Here is a 19,485-nt window from a genome sequence, read left to right on the forward strand (position 1 = left end):
GTTGGAACCAATACCATAGAATCAAGAAGAACCTCAACAGGAACCGGCTGTACAACAGCATCAGGAAATACATTAAGCTGGATAATTGTTGCCGTTCCGGTAGGTCCTGTAATTGCTAAGAATGCGGGTGCACCCGGAGCGACAGTTTGTACGGGTACTACGCTAACTTTGACTGTAACCACGGCAGGAACTGGAGGAACTGGAACATCACAGGATGAGTATCGTTATGATACCGGTTCAGGTTTTGGTTCTTGGAGTACAACAGTTCCAAGTTTTACGGCAGTAGTTGGAACCAATATCATAGAATCAAGAAGAACATCAACAGGAACAGGCTGTACAACAGCATCAGGAAATACTTTAAGCTGGATTGTCAATCCGTTACCAACCATAACAACATCCGCAACACCAGCAGAAGTTACAGTAGTATGTGCAAGTACATCAGTTCAAACTACAGATTTAGTTTATACGGCTTCAACACAAAATGGAACTAGTTACAGTATTGATTGGGCAACATTGACAGATCAGGGTTCTACCTCTTACACTTTTGCAGCAGGTGGTGGTTCTGTAACAGGAATAAATGTTCCAGCTAATACTGCCGCAGGGACATATACTGGAGTTATGACAATTACAAACGGAAATACTTGCTCTGTTAATTTAAATATTACTCTTACGATAAAACCAAATTATCCAGCACCAACTGTTGGCACAATAGTATATCCAAATTGTACTACAGCAACGGGAAGTGTAACACTAACTGGTTTGCCAGCTTCAGGAAATTTACTTCAATCTGATGGTACAACAACAACAACAATTCCTTTTTCAACAACTACTTTAACAATTTCAGGACTAGCTTTTGGAACTTATAGATTTGGCGTTGATAACGGATGTACTGTAACTTATTCAACTCCTGTAACAATTGGAGCTAATACTTGGAATGGAACTGCATGGTCTTATACTACAAATCCAACATCAACTGAAATGGTTAATTTCGCTAGTGGTTATACTATTAGTGCAGATGTAACATATTGTTCTGTTACAGTAAGTAATGGTGCAGCAGTAACAGTTGCATCAGGAAAAACATTGACAGTTACTAATGGAGTTCATGTTGTTTCAGGAAGCTCTTTAACTTTTGAAGATAGTTCAAACTTATTACAAACTAATACAAGTAATACTTTAAATACGGGTAATATTTTTTATAATCGTATAGCGCCAAAAATTCGTCAGGCCGATTACGTGTATTGGTCAACACCAGTTAAAAACCAGACGTTGGCAGCGCTTTCGCCATTAACTTCTATTTCTAAACTTTACGCATATGATGGTAGCCAATGGGTATTTACACCTAGAACTACTATTATGGCTGCTGGTAAAGGATATATTGTACGCGGACCAGAAAACTATTCCAATACAAGTAAAGCTGATTTTCCAGCAAGTTTTTGGGGAACACCTCAAAATGGAACTTTTACAGGTGAAGCCATGGTTGGAGGGAAATATTATTTACTTGGAAATCCATATCCTTCAGCATTAGATGCTACCACATTTATTACTGATGTTGATAATAGGGATTTATTAAGTGGAACACTTTATTTCTGGACACATAATACACCGGTTGTTCTTACAGGCAAATATCAATATAAAACAGATGATTATGCCACATGGAATTTAAGTGGAGGAACAGGAACGCGTCCCGCTATTTCTGCATCTGATCCAGATCTTAGTGGTGATGATCCTAACGATGATACACCGAGTGGTCAAATTGCATCAGGACAAGCTTTCTTTACAGGTACTGTCATGTCAGGTAATGTGACTTATAAAAATTCAATGAGAATTGGAGGGAATTCAAACGGTCAGTTCTTTAAGCCTGGCAAAACAGCTAAAACTGCCGAGGTAGAAAAACATCGTGTATGGCTGAATATGACAAATGCAGGAGGTGCTTTTAAGCAATTATTGGTAGCATACATTGAAGGAGCAACTAATGGTTATGAAAGATTGTATGATGGAAAAACGTTTGACGGAAATAAATTTGTCGATTTCTATAGTATTAACGAAGATAAAAAATTAGTAATTCAAGGACGTGGTTTACCATTTACTGATGTTGATGAAGTACCATTGGGTTATCGTACAACAATTGCAGGAGATTTTACAATCGCTATAAATAAAGTTGATGGAAATATGAAAACTCAGGCGATTTATCTTGAAGATAAAAAGACGGGTACCCTTCATGATTTAAGAGCAAGTAATTATACTTTTGCAACAGAAATTGGAACCTTTGCTGATCGTTTCGTACTCCGATATACTAATAAATCTTTAGGAACGGGTGATTTCGAAAATGTTGAAAAAGGTATTACGGTTTCTGTAAAAGATAAAGTAGTTAAAGTAGTTTCATCAAATGAAAATATTCAAGATGTTTCGATTTTTGATGTCGCTGGAAAACTGCTTTATAATAAAAAGAAAGCTGGAACATCAGAATTATTGATTTCAAATCTGCAATCAAGTAATCAGGTTCTATTAATTGATATTACACTTGAAAACGGATATAAGACAACTAGAAAATTAATTTTTCAATAAGTAGATTAAATAATTTTCAACTTAAAAGAAGGTCATTTCTCAATGTGGGAAATGACCTTTTTTAATTTGAAATATCACCAAAAGTGGGTATTGCACATTCATAAAGCTATTTATAATTTAGGAAAATTCGTATAATTATTTCATTAGCTTTATTTTGATTAGAAAATTACTTTACGCAGTGACTCTGACTGTGTTTTTGGGGAACTTTGAATTTTATGGGCAGCAGGGAAAAGTAGATGTTACTTTTAATACTCTGGATGATGGTTCAATTGGAGATGGATTTGACGGTACAGTACAGACCTTATCTTTGCAATCCGATCAAAATCTTATAGTTGGTGGGGAATATTTAAATCTTAACGGAATAGCTGCTCCGTATTTCACTCGCTTAAAACCGGACGGTACAATCGACGAAAGTTTTCACACAGGAAGTGGTTTCAATGGAAAAGTATATGCAACGTATATTCAGCCAGATGGAAAAATTATAGTTGGAGGAAGCTTTACTACTTACAACGGCATAAATGCAGGACGACTTATTCGCTTAAATACAGATGGAAGTTATGATGCATCATTCAATACTTCAATTGGTGCGACAACAGGTATTATATACGATATTGCGCTTCAGTCAGATGGCAAAATAATTATTTGTGGAAGCTTTACAAAATATAATAATGTAACAACAAATCGTATTGCACGAATTTTATCCACAGGGGCTCTAGATACTTCATTTTTAATAGGTTCAGGGACTACTTCTAATATTAATAATGTAAAAGTTTTGGCCGACGGAAAAATATTGCTTTCAGGAAATTTTACTTCTTTCAATAATACTCCACGCAATAGACTTGTTCGTTTAAACAATAATGGAAGTGTTGATTCAAGCTTTAATATTGGGACAGGCTTTGATGATGATGTAAATGCAATGGAAGTTCAGTCCGATGGGAAAATTATTCTCGGAGGAAAATTTGTCACTTTTAACGGAAATAGCGCAAACAGAATTATCAGAATAATGTCCGACGGAACTATCGACTCCTCTTTTTTTACGGGATCTGGATTTAATTCGGGAGCAGTTTTAGCCTGTAAAATAGATTCTTTTGGAAATATTATGCTCGGAGGATCATTCACTGGCAACTATAACGGAATTAGTGTCAACCGAGTTTGTTTTTTAGATAACTCAGGTGTTTTAAAAGATGAAATTGATTTTGGATCAGGTCCGGCAACGGCATCTGTTTTTGCCTTGGAAAAGGATGCTGAAAGCGCGTGGTATATTGGAGGCTCATTTTCAGTTTTTGATGGTTTAAATCAAGGAAGATTAGCGAAAATTGATTCCGAAGGCGAATATGATACCAGCTATTTAACATCAGGAATTGGGTTTGATAATTCAGTCTATAGCATACTATCTTTAGAAAATGCGAAAACAATGGTATTTGGCAATTTTAAAAAGTTTAATGGAACAAACATTTCCCGAATAGCCAAGCTTTTAGAAGATGGCTCATCTGATCCGGAATTTAATTTGGGACAGACAGGTGCAAATAATTTAATAAAAACTGCAGTTTTGCAGCCAGATGGTAAAATTATACTCGGAGGAAATTTTACAAAGTATAATGAAATATTGATTAATCGCATTGTAAGGATTTTGCCAGATGGAACTGCGGATGCTTCTTTTAATATAACTTCTGGATGTAACAGTCAGGTTTATGCGCTGGCTATACAACCTGATGGAAAAATAATTGTGGCGGGAGGTTTTACGAAGTATAATGATGTAAATGTTGGCCGAATTGTAAGACTCACTTTAGATGGTTCAAGAGACACTAGTTTTAATCCAGGATTGGGCGCTGATGCCATTATTGAATCGGTTTTGATTCAACCTGATGGGAAGATTTTATTAAGTGGACGATTTACAACTTTTGATGGCATTCCGTTTTCGCATCTTGTTCGTTTAAATAGTAATGGAAGTATTGATTCAACGTTTACTATTGGCGAAGGATTTGATAAAAATGTCTATACTATAGCATTGCAATCTGATCAAAAAATAATTGTCGGCGGTAATTTTTTGAGCTTTAATAAAGTAGCACAAAAAAGAATTGTAAGGCTCAATCCAAATGGAAGTTTAGATAATACATTCGATTCAGGTTCGGGTTTTAGTAAAGGAGATGTGCGAAGTATTTTAGTGCAGCCTGATGATCGTATTTTAGTGGCGGGAACTTTTTCTGGAACATATAAAAATACCTCAGCTTTAAGATTGGTAAGATTATTAAAGTCGGGTGGTTTAGATACTTCTTTTGGTGCTACGCTAAATAATAAAGTATTTTCAATTAGTTTTTCATCAGATCAGAAACTTTTGATTGGTGGGGATTTTAATTCCGTTTCCGGAATTTCCAAACATAGAATTGCGCGCTTGAAACTCTGCTTAGAATCAACAATATGGAACGGAGCTTCATGGTCAAATGGTTTTCCGTCAGGCGGAAAAGAATTGTTTTTTAAAGACGATTACGCTACTTTGACAACAGCAAACGTTTGTAGTTGTTCTATTGATGAAGGTAAAAAAGTTACTTTGCAAAGCGGAAATACTTTAAGTGTCGAATTTTCGTATTCAGGTTTAGGAACTTTAATTTTAGAAGATTCGGCAAATTTATATCAGTCAGATGATGATATTGTGAATACAGGAATTATCCACTTGAAACGAAATTCATCGCCTATTTTAAAATCAGATTATGTGTATTGGTCGTCTCCAGTTGAAAATCAAAAGTTATTTGATCTTTCGCCAAATACAATATCTGATCGCTTTTTAACTTATAATCCCGCAATAAAAAACTGGAAAGTTGAAAATGTAGCTAATACTATGCAGCCTGCAACTGGTTACATTATTCAAGGTCCAAGAGATTTTTCTTCGGTAACTCGCGTATCTTATCCTGCAATTTTTAAAGGAGTACCCCATAATGGAAAAATAGAAGTGAACTTAGGACCAGCCAATAGTTTTAATTTAATTGGAAACCCTTACCCTTCCACATTGAATGCTGATGCTTTTTTAAAAGAGAACTCGTCAAAAATTAAGGGAACAATATACTTTTGGACTCATAATACTCCGATAACAAATAATAAATATGCATCTGATGATTATGCTGTTTATAATTTGCTTGGAGGAGTAGGAACTCGTGGCTCTTTGTCAAGCGGTATAAATGAAATTATACCTGATAAAACAATTGGCGCCGGACAAGCCTTTTTTGTAGCGAGCCAAAATTCTGGTGTGATTGAATTTAATGACAAGATGCGAATGAAGGAACGTAATACATCCTTTTTTAAACCTGCAAAAAGTAAAGATTTTGAAGAAAACGACATAAAAAAACGAAGAATTTGGCTGAATCTTAAAAATCAGGAAGGCCTCTTTAAACAAATCTTAATTGGATATATAGAAGGAGCAACAAACGAATATGATATAAGTTTTGACGCTGAATCTTTTAGTGGAAATAAATTTGCAGATTTTTATAGTATATCAGAAAATAAAAACCTGGTTATTCAAGGCAGAGTTTTCCCTTTTGAAAAAACGGATTCTGTTATACTTGGGTATATGTCAAAAATTGAAGGTAATTTCAATTTAAGCATTGATCATTTTGATAATGAATTTTCTGAAACAAACATTTATCTTGAAGACAAGGAATTAAAGATATTACATAATTTAAAAGAGTCACCTTATATTTTCAAAACGGAAAAAGGAACTTTTGATAACAGATTTGAATTAAAGAATGTCAACAATGAGTTAAAAATTGATGACTTTAAAAATGATTCGAATGTCATTTTAGTTGCAGTAAAAGACAAACAAATTAATATCAACGCTTCACAGGAATCAATTAAAGAAATTGAAGTTTTTGATTTGACGGGAAAAGCTCTTTATAAAAAAACTAAAATTAATGCGTCTCATTTTTCTATTCAGAATCTGAATTGTGGAAATCAAATTTTATTTATAAAAGTTACTTTAGAAAATGGTTCTATAGTTAAAAGAAAAGTAGTTTTTTAATAGCGTTTTTTCACCATAAAAAAATCCGTTTAATTCTTTTAAACGGATTATTTTTTGCGTTTTTTTTCCTCAAATTATCGTTTGCCTGACGTTTTTTTTCCTCAATTTTCTTTAACCGATTCAAAATTTTTTAAAGTTGTTGAAAAACTCAAAAAACTCAAATTTAGTTATTCAGACGATTTGCAAAATTTAAAAGACCAATTACATCAAAAAATATAATTCATGAGAATTTACTTAAATATTTGTGTTTTAGAAATAAAATCAAATTATAACGGTCTGTTTTTTAGATATTTATTAAAAATTTGTAAATTGTTTAAGGATGTTTTCAAATAATTTACACTATTATTTTATACTTCATTTTATGCCTTTTCAATTGAAAGCAGACAAAAAATAATTTGTTTTTCTAGTGCCCCTCTGCCAGATTTAAATACTGAGTGTTACAACTTTAAAATACCAGATTTAAGGAACAGAATTACTTTTATACGACTTCTTTTTTCTCACTACTCAGGCCTGTCAATCAAGTTCCTGCAAATGTGGTATTTATTAATTGCAGAATAATTTTTCAGTTGAATCTGAATTTAATTTTTGTCATTTAAAATGCTACAGTATGAAAAGAACATTACTTATTTCGGTATTAGTTTGCCTTCCTGTTTTTCTTTTGGCACAAACTACAGCAACATTTACATTAGGAGGTACACAAACATTTGTTAGTCCAGCAGGAGTTACGAGTATTACAGTACAGGCATGGGGTGCCGGCGGAGCTGGAGGAAGCTCAACAAACCCAGGTTTTAATGGTGCATATGCTGGTTCAGGTGGTGGAGGTGGTGCTTTTGCAAGTTCTGTTCCTTTGACTATCACTTCAGGAGAAACTTTGACCGTTAATGTGGGTGTTGGCGGAAAAGGTGTTGCCAGTGCAAATGGTGGTGCAGGTGGATCATCTGGAATAACAGGATACTCTATTTTGGCAGAAGGTGGAAAAGGAGGTTTGGTAAATAACGGAAGTTTGGTTCTAGGTGGAGCTGCAGGACTTGCTGCAAATTCTACAGGAGCAACAAGAATTTCTGGTACTGCAGGAGGGAATGGAGAATTCGGATTTACAGATGATACGGGTTCAATTATTAGTTCTGGGGCCGGAGGAAATGGAGCCAATGGAGGAGGAACTGGTGGAGCTGGTATTGCAACGGCTTTTACTTCGAGTGTTGGAAACGCTGGAAACGCTCCGGGAGGTGGAGGAAGCGGAGGAAGATCGTCTTTTTTAGCAGCAGCAAGACGTGGTGGCGATGGTGGCGATGGAAAAGTTACAATAACTTATAACTGTCCTACTTATAGTTTGACCAATACAACGGCAACAGCTGTAAATGTTTGTTCTGGAACTTCTTCAGAAATTACATTAACTGGAAACCTTCCTGTTGGGTTATATTCAGTTTCATATGATATACAAGGGGCTGCACAAACACCAGACTCGATGAAAGTTACTACTGCAGGAACAGGAAGTTTTATCGCAACAGGTTTTACTACGGTTGGAACAAGAGCTATCAAAATAACTGCTTTATCATCAGGATCAAGTTCTGTTGCTTCTGAAAATTGTAGTTCAGCAATTAATTCAAACAATATTACCACTGTTACTGTAAATTCATCAGGTACAGCACCAGTTGCTATTGCTGGAAGTAATGCTAATTGCACTCAGATTACGGCTAATTGGCAGGCAGTTTCGGGTGCTAGTTATTATGAATTGGATGTGTCAACAGTAAGTGATTTTTCTTCTTTTGTAAGTGGTTATAATGCACTTAATGTGGGCAATGTATTGTCAAAAGTTATTACTGGTGTTGAAGGAACTGTATATTATTATCGAATCAGAGTGTATAATGGAAATTGTATAAGTTCAAATTCTAACACTATAACATATTCAACATTAACAACTCCGGGTACTCCTACAACAAATACTAGCACCACTATTACATGTTCACAATTTACTGCAACTTGGAATGCTGTTACGGATGCAGTGAGTTATGTAATTGATATTTCTACACAGAATAATGCGAATTTCAATGCAAATATTTTGCCAGCATATAGTAATTTAAATGTAGGGAATGTAACAACTAAAGATATAACAGGATTATCTCCAAGTACAAATTATTATTATAGAGTAAGAGTAATAAATAATTGTAGAACGGGAGCTAATTCTGCCACAAGAAATACTGCAACAGTTTCGAATGGAGCAGGCGGACCAGCTACGCCTACAACAAATACTTCTTTGGGAATAACATGTTCACAATTTACGGCAAACTGGAATACAGCAGCAAGGGCAACAAGTTATCGAATTGATGTATCTACACAGAATAACGCCAATTTTAATGCAAATATATTGCCTGCATATAATAATTTGGATATTGGAAATGTAACATCAAAAGATATAACGGGACTATCTGCCAATACTTCATATTATTATCGCGTAACAGCTGTTAATACTTGTGGTACATCTGTTTCAGCAATTCGCACTACCACAACAACAAATAGTGGCGCTGGTGTTCCCGCGGCCCCAACAGCTAATGCGGGCTCCAATCAAAATTGTTCTCAAATTACAGCAAATTGGGCTTCTTCTTTAACAGCTACAAGTTATAGTATAGATGTTTCGACACAAACAGGAACGAATTTTAATGCAAATATTTTAGCAGCATATAATAATTTAAATGTAGGGAATGTTTTAACTAAAGATATAACTGGTCTTGCGGCCAATACAACATATTACTATAGAGTTCGAGCTGCAAATAATTGTGGAACAAGTGGAAATTCGAGCACAATAGCTTATCCAACAGCGGCGATGCCAAGCACTCCAACAATTACAGCAGACGGTGCTTTAACATTTTGTCAAACTGATGGAGTTAAACTTACATCAAGCTCAGCCACAGGAAATGTATGGTCAACAGGCGAAACTACTCAGGAAATTTTTGTGACAGCAGCAGGAAGTTATACTGTAAAAGTGACAAGTGTTGGAGGCTGCAGCAGTGCAAATTCAGTTGCGAAAGTTATCACAATTGATGGTTTACCATCAGCAACCGCTGGAGGTTCTACAACAATTTGTTCAAATGGATCCGCAACGGTAAGTGGAGCATCGGCTTCAAATGGAACTATTAAATGGACTTTTAGCGGAGGTTCAGGAACTTTAACAGGTGATACGACTCTTACTCCAACTTATACTCCTACATTAGGAGGTGCAGCGCGAACCGTTATTTTAACGATGACAGTAACGAGTAATAATACTTGTGCACCACAAATTGCAACAGCTACTTATACAATAAATATTCAGGCAGCACCAACAGCATCGATAACAGGTTCTAAAATTATTTGTTCCAATGGTTCAGCTACAGTTGGAGCGGGAGAAGCGAATGCTGCAAATGGGACAGTTTCCTGGACACACGACGGACTTGGAACACTTTCTAATAGTACAACTTTGACGCCAACTTATACCGCAGTGGCCGGTGACGCAGGAAAACAAGTTACTTTAACACTAAATGTAACAGCTTCTCCAGCTTGTGCAACAGCTTACACCGTGTCTGATGTTTATACGATTGCTGTTCGTCCGGAAAATACAGTAACTGCAGCTTCATCATCACCTGTTTTGTGTGTTAATACTTTGATGACCAATATTACGCATACAACAACAGGAGCAACAGGAATCGGAACTCCGTCAGGTTTGCCGACAGGGGTTACTGCCTCATGGGCTTCAAATACTATTACAATCAGTGGTACTCCAAGTAATACAGGAACATTTAATTATAGTATACCTTTAACAGGAGGTTGCGGAACATACAATGCCACTGGAACTATAGTCGTAAATTTAAACATTGCTGGAACGGCATCTTCTTCTCCAACAGTTTGCAGTCATACTGTAATGACAGATATCACACATACAACAACTGGGGCAACAGGTATTGGTTCGCCTTCGGGATTACCACCCGGAATAACAGCAAACTGGTCTTCAAATACTATTACCATCAGCGGAACACCAACAAATGTTGGAACTTACAATTATACTATTCCGTTAATCGGCGGTTGCGGAACAGTTAATGCTACCGGAACTATAACAGTCAATCCTTTGCCTGTAACTCCTGGTTTAGGAACTATTGTTCAGCCGACCTGTGCTAATCAAAAAGGTAGCATAACATTACACGGTCTGCTTTCGGGAGTAAATTGGACTATTACTCAAACAGGAACAGTTTCGCAGACTTATAATACGACTGATACAGATTTTACAATTTCAAATTTAATTCCGGGAACTTATAATTTTACAGCTCATGAGGGTGCTAATTGTCCATCAATGGCAACTGTAAATGTTGAAATTAAAGCACCAGTAACAAATATTTGGAGCGGTAGTTGGTCAAATGGAAATCCAGTTAGTACAGATATAATTGAATTTGCAGCTGATTATCAATCAACAGGTGATTTAAGTGGATGTTCTTGTAAAGTAGATGCCGGAAAAAAAGTTACCATTAATTCTGGTCATACTTTAACAATCGAAAATGATGTTGTTGTTGAATCTGCTAGTGGCGCATTATTGACATTTGAAGATAGTTCAAGTCTTATTCAAGTTAATAATGTAGCTAATACAGGAAGTATAATTTATAAACGTAATAGCATCCCAATTCGTCAGGCAGATTATGTTTATTGGTCTACACCTGTGCAAGGTCAAACTCTTGGTGGCGTTTCCCCAGCGACTTATATTGATAAATATTTAGCCTACAATGGTTCACAATGGGTAGCTATGCCAAGAGCAACTGTAATGACTATTGGTAAAGGTTATATTATTCGCGGACCAGAAAATTATTCAAACACTGTTCGAACTGCCTTTACTGCTTCTTTTAAAGGAGTGCCAAATAATGGTGATATAAATGGTGAAGTTGTAAGTGCAGGTAAATATTATTTAGTTGGAAATCCATATCCTTCGGCACTGGATGCTGATGATTTTATTAATGCCAATAGCATTTTAGAAGGAACGCTGTATTTTTGGACACATAATACTCCTGTCGTTTTAGGCGGTGCATACCAATATGCGACAGATGATTATGCAACTTATAATTTGAGTGGAGGTGTTGGAACTGCCGCTGCTCCATCAGGTACCCAAGCGCCAGGTAATAATGCGAATGTTCCTAGTGGTCAAATTGCAGCAGGACAATCTTTCTTTGCAAAAATGTCGGGTTCTGGAACAATTACTTTTAATAATTTAATGCGAAATGGAGGCAATAATAATGGCCAGTTTTTTAAGCCTAAAAACAACTCAAAAGCAAACGCTTCCGAAAAACATCGTATTTGGTTAAATATGACTAATGAAGGAGGAGCTTTCAAACAATTAATGGTTGGATATATTCAGGGAGCTAGCAATGATTTCGAAAAAAAATACGATGGTGTCACTTTTGATGGAAATAAATATCTTGATTTTTATAGTGTAAATAATGAAAAACATCTTGCAATTCAAGGGCGTGCACTGCCATTTTCAGATGTCGATTTGGTTCCTTTAGGGTATCGAACCACAATTGCTGGAGAATTTACAATCTCAATAAGCCAGGTAGATGGTAATATGAAAGATCAGGCAGTATATTTAGAAGATAAATTGACTGGAAAAATTCATGATTTGCGCGCGAGCAATTACAAGTTTAAAACTGAAGCAGGAACTTTTACAGACCGTCTCGTATTACGTTATACTAATAAATCTTTAGGTACACCTGATGTTCAAAATACAGACAGCAAAGTTTTAATTGCAGTAAAAGATAAAGTAATCAAAGTCACTTCAACAGTTGAAATACTTGAAAAAGTCTACATTTTTGATGTTTCGGGAAAACTTCTCTATGAGAAATTGAATATTGGTGAAAAGGAATTACAAATTGATAACCTTCAGGCATCTAATCAGGTTTTATTGATAAAAGTTGCTTTAGAAAACGGAAGCATAACAAATTCAAAAGTTATTTTTTAAAAACATAAAAATTGCTTTTGGTTAAAATCCATCTGCCATGGCGGATGGATTTTTTGCGTTTAGAAAATACTGTAAGATGTAAAAAATTCGTTTTAACATCTTACAATGCTTTTGTGGAATTTGAATAATTTGTGAGAACGGAATGTTAAAGTGTTGATTTCTAAGTTAAAATTTTTCTTTGTTGTAAATAAAATCGTACCTTGTTGTTGTTTTAATTCGATAAACAACATAAAAGCCCGTCGTACTGCATATTCTAATGAATACTTAAGGAGACTTTCGAGTTCTTTTTATTTGCCAAAATCGTATCATTAATTAAATACCTTACTTTCTGAGCAAAATCTTTTGCCTTCCCTCCTGAATTAGGTATGGGTTACAGATTATCGACTGGTATTCTGTTTTATCCTTGAGGTATTTAAAATTGAAGATGATTCTTATATACGCTTGAATCTTTTTTTAATTTAAAATGCCAGTGTATGAAAAAAAATCTACTTAAATCATTACTTTTTTTTCAATTTTCGATTTATTTAAAAGAGCAAAAAATGCATGTTTGGATAAAAAAAATGCAGTTTTTTTGGTTGCTGTTTTTCTTTTATAACTCATTGTGGGCACAGCCACCACACACTTATTCATCAGATGGTTCCTTATATGTTCCTGCTGGGGTCACTTCAATGAATGTTGAGGCTTGGGCTGCAGGAGGTTCAGGAGGAGGAGCAAGAGAATCTATTTTAAATGGACGAAGTGGTGGAGGCGGAGGCGGAGGTGCTTATGTAAAAGGAATAATTACAACAGTGCCAGGACTGACATTAGCTATAAAAGTTGCTGGTCTCACACCTATTGGAGCTGCAGGAGGAAATACTACTATTACAGGATATGAAACTATTCTTTTTGCCGCAGGTGGAAAAGCAGGTATTGAAAATAATTCTGGAGGAACTCCTGCAGGTGGTAATGGTGGATTAGATACTGATTCATATGGTTCAATCACAAAAACTTCAGGTACAAATGGTGGCGCTGGAAGTACAGGTGCTATAGGATTATTGCAAGGATCTGGTGCTGGAGGCAAAGGTGGTGGAACCGCCGGAGGCAATGGAGGAGCAGGTATTCAAAGTGTAGTTTTAGGAAATGCACCAGGTAATAACGGATCACCACCGGGTGGTGGCGGTGGCGGGGCAATGAATTCATTAATTGGTATTATTTTAGGAGGCCCGCAAGCAGGAGGAACAGGTGGAGCTGGTCAAATGATCATAAATTATACATGTCCAACATATAATATTACAGGAGTATCTGCTTCTCCTGGATGTACATCATCTGGAAATTCTACTATTACACTTACTTCATCCCAAACTTCTCTACCTATTGGAGTTTATAATGTAACCTATAATCTTGCGAATCCAATAAGTAATGGGCTAACAGCTACAATGACTGTAACTACAGCAGGTACAGGAAGCTTTATATTATCAGGCTTTAATACTGCTACTACCAGAGATATTACAATTACTAAATTGACATCTGGAGCTTGTTTTGCAGATATAACTTCAAATAATACGGCAAGTATTGTCATTTCTTCACCATCTGTTGGGGGAACTGTTGGAGGAGGAACAACAATCTGCAGCGGATTAACAAGTGGTGTCTTAACTTTGACAGGAAATACAGGAACTGTTTTGAATTGGGAATCTTCAGTTAGCCCATTCTCTGTTTGGACTCCAATTTCAAATACATTGACTACTTATACTTCTGGACCTTTGACACAAACAACACAATTCAGAGCTGTTGTACAAAATGGAGGATGTTCTTCAACAAGTTCTATTGCAACTACTGTTACGGTTAATCCAATTCCAGTACCAACTTTTTCTGTTCAGCCAGCTTCTTCTGTTTGCGTTAATACAGATGTTACTTATACAACTCAATCTGGACAAACAAATTATATATGGAATGTTCCAGGAACTGCCGGAATTGATTATAACATTATTACAGGTGGAATTGCACTGACAGACAATACTGTCACATTGCAATGGTTAACAAGCGGAAATAAAACAGTTACAGTCAAATATTCTTCAAATGGTTGTCCTGCAGTCATAAATGCCAGTAATACAACAACAGTAACAAAAACGGATCGTGGCGCAGTAAACGGAGGAACACATATTTGCCAAGGAAGTCCAAGCCCTTTACTAACATTCAACAATTATGTAGGTACAATTGTGAGATGGGAATATGCTGAAGCAATACCTTATGTATGGCAGCCAATTAATCATACTGGAGTTACCTATCAACCTGGAGTATTAACAACAAGTACTAGTTATAGAGCTGTTGTTAAAAATGGAACGTGTCCTGAAGAATTTGCAATAGAAACCAGAATTGATGTAGATCCAATTCCACCAACACCAACTATTTCAAGTTTTGTGCAGCCCAATTGTACTATTCCCACCGGAAGTATTGTATTGACAGGATTGTCAGGTTCAGGTAATATTTTGCAATCAGACGGGACAGTTATTTCTCCTCGTCCTTACTCTGGAAATTCAATAACTATTTCAGGATTAATTCCTGGCAAATACAAATTTGCAATCGATAATAACTGCTCGATAATATATTCATCTGAAATTACGATACAAGCAAATACATGGAACGGAACAAATTGGTCATACGGAACTGCACCAACAATAGACAACCTTGTCGATTTTCAGGAAGATTACAATGTAAGTGCTGATGTCAATGCTTGTTCTTGTACAATTAGTAACGATGCTGCGGTTACTATTCAACATGGAAAAACGTTAAATGTCGTCAATGGAGTTCATGTTGATTATGGAACTTTGACTTTTGCTGATGGAGCAAATTTGATGCAGACAAGCGCTGATAATAATTTGAACACCGGAGTTATTAAATACAAAAGAAACAGTCAACCTATTCGTCAGGCAGATTTTGTTTATTGGTCATCACCAGTTAAAAATCAGCGGTTAGTTGATGTTTCTGATCTAACGGCAGATGATAAATATTTTAGCTTTGATGGAACAAAATGGGTAGGAGTTCCTAAAACAAGCGTAATGATAACCGGAAAAGGATATATTATACGTGGACCTGAAAATTTTTCTAATACGGCTAGATATCCTTTTGCAACAACTTTTATAGGAGTACCAAACAATGGAGACATTACAGGCGAAACGGTAAATGCGGAGAAATATTATTTGATAGGAAATCCATATCCATCAGCTTTACATGCCGATGATTTTATAAATGGGAATTCAGTTCTTGAGGGAACTCTGTATTTCTGGACACATAATACCCCAGTCGTTTTGGGAGGAGCTTATCAATACGCAACTGACGATTATGCAACTTATAATTTATCAGGAGGTGTTGGTACCAGTTCATCAGCTCCTTCAGGGAATAATCCTGGTAATAATAACGCCCCGCCTTCTGGTGATATAGCTGCTGGACAGTCCTTTTTTGCCGGAACAGTTGCGTATGGTACAATTGTTTTTAAAAATTCTATGCGAAGAGGAGGAAATACAAATTCTCAATTTTACAAATCCGACAAAGAATCTAAAGAATCAGCACTTGAAAAAAATAGAGTTTGGTTAAATATGACCAATACCGAAGGAGCTTACAAACAATTGATGGTTGGATATATTCAGGGAGCAACAGATGAATACGACAGAAGATATGACGGAAACAGTTTTGATGGAAATAAATATCTGGATTTTTATAGCATCAATAAAGAACATAAACTTGCAATTCAAGGACGTGGACTGCCTTTTAAAAACACTGATACTGTTCCGTTAGGATATCGTACTACAATTGCAGGCGATTTTACGATTTCAATATATCAAGTAGATGGTTCTCTTACTGTTCAACCTATTTATTTAGAAGATAAAAAGCTAAATAAAATTCAAGACCTGCGTGCAGGCAATTATACATTTAAAACTGAAATCGGAACTTTTTCAGATCGTTTCGTACTGAGATACACCGATAAATCTTTAGGTATTGACGAGGTAACGAATGATGAAAATAAGATATCGGTTTTAATAAAATCAAACGACATGAAAGTAATATCAACTAAAGAAGCAATAAGTCAAGTTGCAGTGTTTGATCTTTCCGGAAGACTTCTTTTTGAGAAAAAAGGTATTAATGCAACAGAATTGCAAATATTGAATTTTCGCTCTGCCAACCAGGTTTTACTGGTAAAAGTGACTTTGGAAAACGGAAATATAACAACTAAGAAAGTTGCATTTTAAATAATTATGGAGAATAAAAAAAGCAGTTAAAGAATTAAACTCTAACTGCTTTTTTTATTTCTAAATCTTATTTACGCACTCTTTCGGAGATGCTCATGCGTATTTATGATTGCTTTTTCATTCTTATAATCAATCCATTTCTGTCCTTTAAATTTCCGCATTAAAATATCAAAATAGCGCATAATAAAAACATTGTAAGCTGCTTTTGACAAGTTGAGAATATTTTTCGGAAAAGAACGCAGGCTCATAGAAAAACCCGGAGTCAGATATTTCATATAATGCCAATATCCTTCAGGCATATAAAGCATTTCGCCATGTTTTAAATTGGTGATATAACCTTCGGCATTTTTTAGCGCTGGGAATTTTTCATAATCAGGATTGTCAAAATCAATATCTTCTCTCGAAATTAAGGCATGAGGAACCTTGTACATATATTTGGATTGATTTGGAGGAAAAAGCATGCACTGTTTTTCTCCATGAAAATGAAAATGCAGAATATTCGAATAATCAATATCAAAATGCATAAAGACTTTCGAGTTTTCTCCGCCAAAAAACAACATTGGCATTTGCTTGACTAATCTTAAGCCAATTTCGGGCCATTTAAAGTCATTATTTAACGCAGGAACTTCTTTCATGAAATTATAAAGGAAGATTCGGTAATTGGTCGGTTTTGATTCTAAAAGAGCGATATAATCACTCATTTTCATTTTCAGATGTGCTTCATTGAAACCTTCTTCATGATTGACAGGTCTATTATCATACAATGGTACTGTAATGTCGCCTGCTATTTCATTGATATAGGAAAATTTCCATTTTTCATAAGCAGGCCAATCTTCAGTGAGTTGCTCAACAACAACGGGGATTTGTTTTTTTACATATTGGGAAATAAAATCAGTTTTGGAGATTTTTTTTACCCTTTCAATTTGTTTTAACTTCATCTTTCTAAATAAAAAAATTGCTTATAACTCAGAGTCATAAGCAATTTATGTGTATTTATTAAGATGGATGAACTCTAAAAATTAAATTTTTGATTTAATCGAATGTTCAACGTTTCTTTCAATTGTGTGCCCTGGTCTAGACCATTTTGGTTTTTCGCCAAGTGGAGCAAATTGAGAATCTTCTGCTTCAACTGTTTTTGGCTGCGAAACTTTTGTAAATGGTTTTTGAGGATTCAAACCTAAAAGTTCAAACATTTTCATGTCTTCGTGAACATCAGGGTTTGGAGTTGTAAGCAATTTATCTCCTGCAAAAATTGAATTAGCTCCAGCAAAAAAGCACATTGCTTGTCCTTCGCGACTCATATTTGTTCTTCCTGCAGATAAACGAACCTGAGTTTCTGGCATTACGATTCTGGTTGTAGCAACCATACGAATCATTTCCCAAATTTCAACCGGTTTTTCGTCTTCCATTGGCGTTCCTTCAACGGCTACTAAAGCATTAATAGGCACTGATTCTGGCTGCGGATTTAAAGTTGAAAGCGCAACAAGCATTCCTGCTCTGTCTTCAATGCTTTCTCCCATTCCGATAATTCCACCACTGCAAACCGTTACATTAGTTTTACGAACATTTTCGATAGTTTCTAAACGATCTTCAAATGCACGTGTCGAAATAACATCTTTATAATAATCTTCAGAAGTATCTAAATTATGATTGTAAGCATATAAACCAGCTTCTGCCAAACGTTGTGCTTGGTTTTCAGTAATCATTCCAAGTGTACAGCAAACTTCCATATCAAGTTTGTTGATAGTACGCACCATTTCTAAAACCTGATCAAATTCTTCGCCGTCTTTTACGTTTCTCCAGGCAGCTCCCATACAAACACGAGAAGATCCATTTGATTTTGCACGCAAAGCCTGAGCTTTAACCTGACTTACACTCATTAAATCATTTCCTTCAACTCCTGTGTTGTAACGTGCCGCTTGAGGGCAGTAACCACAGTCTTCAGGACAACCTCCGGTTTTGATTGATAATAATGTAGATACCTGAACAACGTTCGGATCGTGTTTTTGCCTGTGGATACTTGCAGCTTCATAAAGAAGGTCCATCATAGGCTTGTTATATATGGCGATTATCTCGTCTTTGGTCCAATTGTGTTTTGTAATGCTCATTGATACATTGTTTTTGAAGCTTCAAAAGTAGTTAAATTGTTCTAATCAACCAATGATGTATTCTGCAAATGAATATATGGCAACTATTTTCAAAAAAGAAACACCCTAAAATCATTAAAATATCTAATTCTATGATTTTAGGGTGCTAAAATGTTTGATTTATTTTGAAATATTAATCGGCAGCATATTTATTGTTCCAATAGAGCATCATCATTAAAGTAACAATGACCGAAGAAGCTACGCCTTCAAAAAGCAGGCAAATGCAATATGTTGGAACTGAGGGATTTCCTCCAAACATAAAAGTCTCAGATAAGGTTTTTACATAGGCATCTCCGCCTCGTGCATAGCTATAAACTAATAATCCGAAAACGCTCATTGACACGCCAACTACTGAAGTTGCCATGGCAGAAACGGCATTCGACACAAAATTGGTTTCTCCTTCACGCAAGTTCATTTGCATGGTTCTGTTCACGCCATAAAAGATAAAAAAGACATTTAGGGTACGTAAATAAAACAAATTTGCTAGTCCTAATACATTCATCAACAAAAAATAAATGCCTATTCCGAGAAATATCAGAAACCCGTTGGTAATTTCTTTAGGTAATTTCATAG

At 35.7% G+C, this 19,485-nt stretch carries 7 protein-coding genes; 4 read left to right on the plus strand and 3 right to left on the minus strand.

The annotated features are described in order from the left end of the window. The 4 genes from GQ47_RS23020 to GQ47_RS23030 form a co-directional block, all read left to right on the plus strand. Positions 1-2,565 (plus strand): T9SS sorting signal type C domain-containing protein (locus tag GQ47_RS23020; RefSeq protein ID WP_051951708.1); only part of this gene is annotated, 2,565 nt, incomplete at its 5' end. Positions 2,566-2,755: 190 nt separating this feature from the next. Continuing rightward, on the plus strand, positions 2,756-6,574 hold the full coding sequence (locus GQ47_RS21370) for a T9SS sorting signal type C domain-containing protein (protein WP_371199660.1): 3,819 nt from the start codon (positions 2,756-2,758) through the stop codon (positions 6,572-6,574). A gap of 607 nt (positions 6,575-7,181) precedes the next feature. Then, the gene (locus GQ47_RS23025) at positions 7,182-12,542 is read left to right on the plus strand and encodes a T9SS sorting signal type C domain-containing protein (RefSeq protein WP_051951712.1); all 5,361 of its coding nucleotides are present in this window, start codon (positions 7,182-7,184) and stop codon (positions 12,540-12,542) included. A 473-nt stretch (positions 12,543-13,015) separates the two neighbouring features. After that, positions 13,016-16,765, plus strand: a complete 3,750-nt coding sequence (locus tag GQ47_RS23030) for a T9SS sorting signal type C domain-containing protein (protein WP_051951714.1) — start codon at positions 13,016-13,018, stop codon at positions 16,763-16,765. A gap of 71 nt (positions 16,766-16,836) precedes the next feature. Here the strand turns inward: GQ47_RS23030 and GQ47_RS21390 are convergent, their stop codons facing one another. The 3 genes from GQ47_RS21390 to GQ47_RS21400 form a co-directional block, all read right to left on the minus strand. Further along, on the minus strand, positions 16,837-17,703 hold the full coding sequence (locus tag GQ47_RS21390) for a cupin-like domain-containing protein (protein WP_035652915.1): 867 nt from the start codon (positions 17,701-17,703) through the stop codon (positions 16,837-16,839). Between the two features lie 81 nt (positions 17,704-17,784). Then, positions 17,785-18,873 carry a biotin synthase BioB gene (gene bioB, locus GQ47_RS21395; protein WP_035652916.1) on the minus strand — a complete coding sequence of 363 codons (1,089 nt, stop codon included), beginning with the start codon at positions 18,871-18,873 and terminating at the stop codon, positions 17,785-17,787. Between the two features lie 172 nt (positions 18,874-19,045). Further along, entirely contained in the window at positions 19,046-19,483 is a 438-nt protein-coding gene (locus tag GQ47_RS21400) for a hypothetical protein (protein WP_035652919.1), read from the minus strand. Positions 19,484-19,485: the final 2 nt, after the last annotated feature.

This window comes from Flavobacterium sp. ASV13, from assembly GCF_000745775.1.
In the GTDB taxonomy this organism is placed as follows: Bacteria; Bacteroidota; Bacteroidia; order Flavobacteriales; family Flavobacteriaceae; genus Flavobacterium.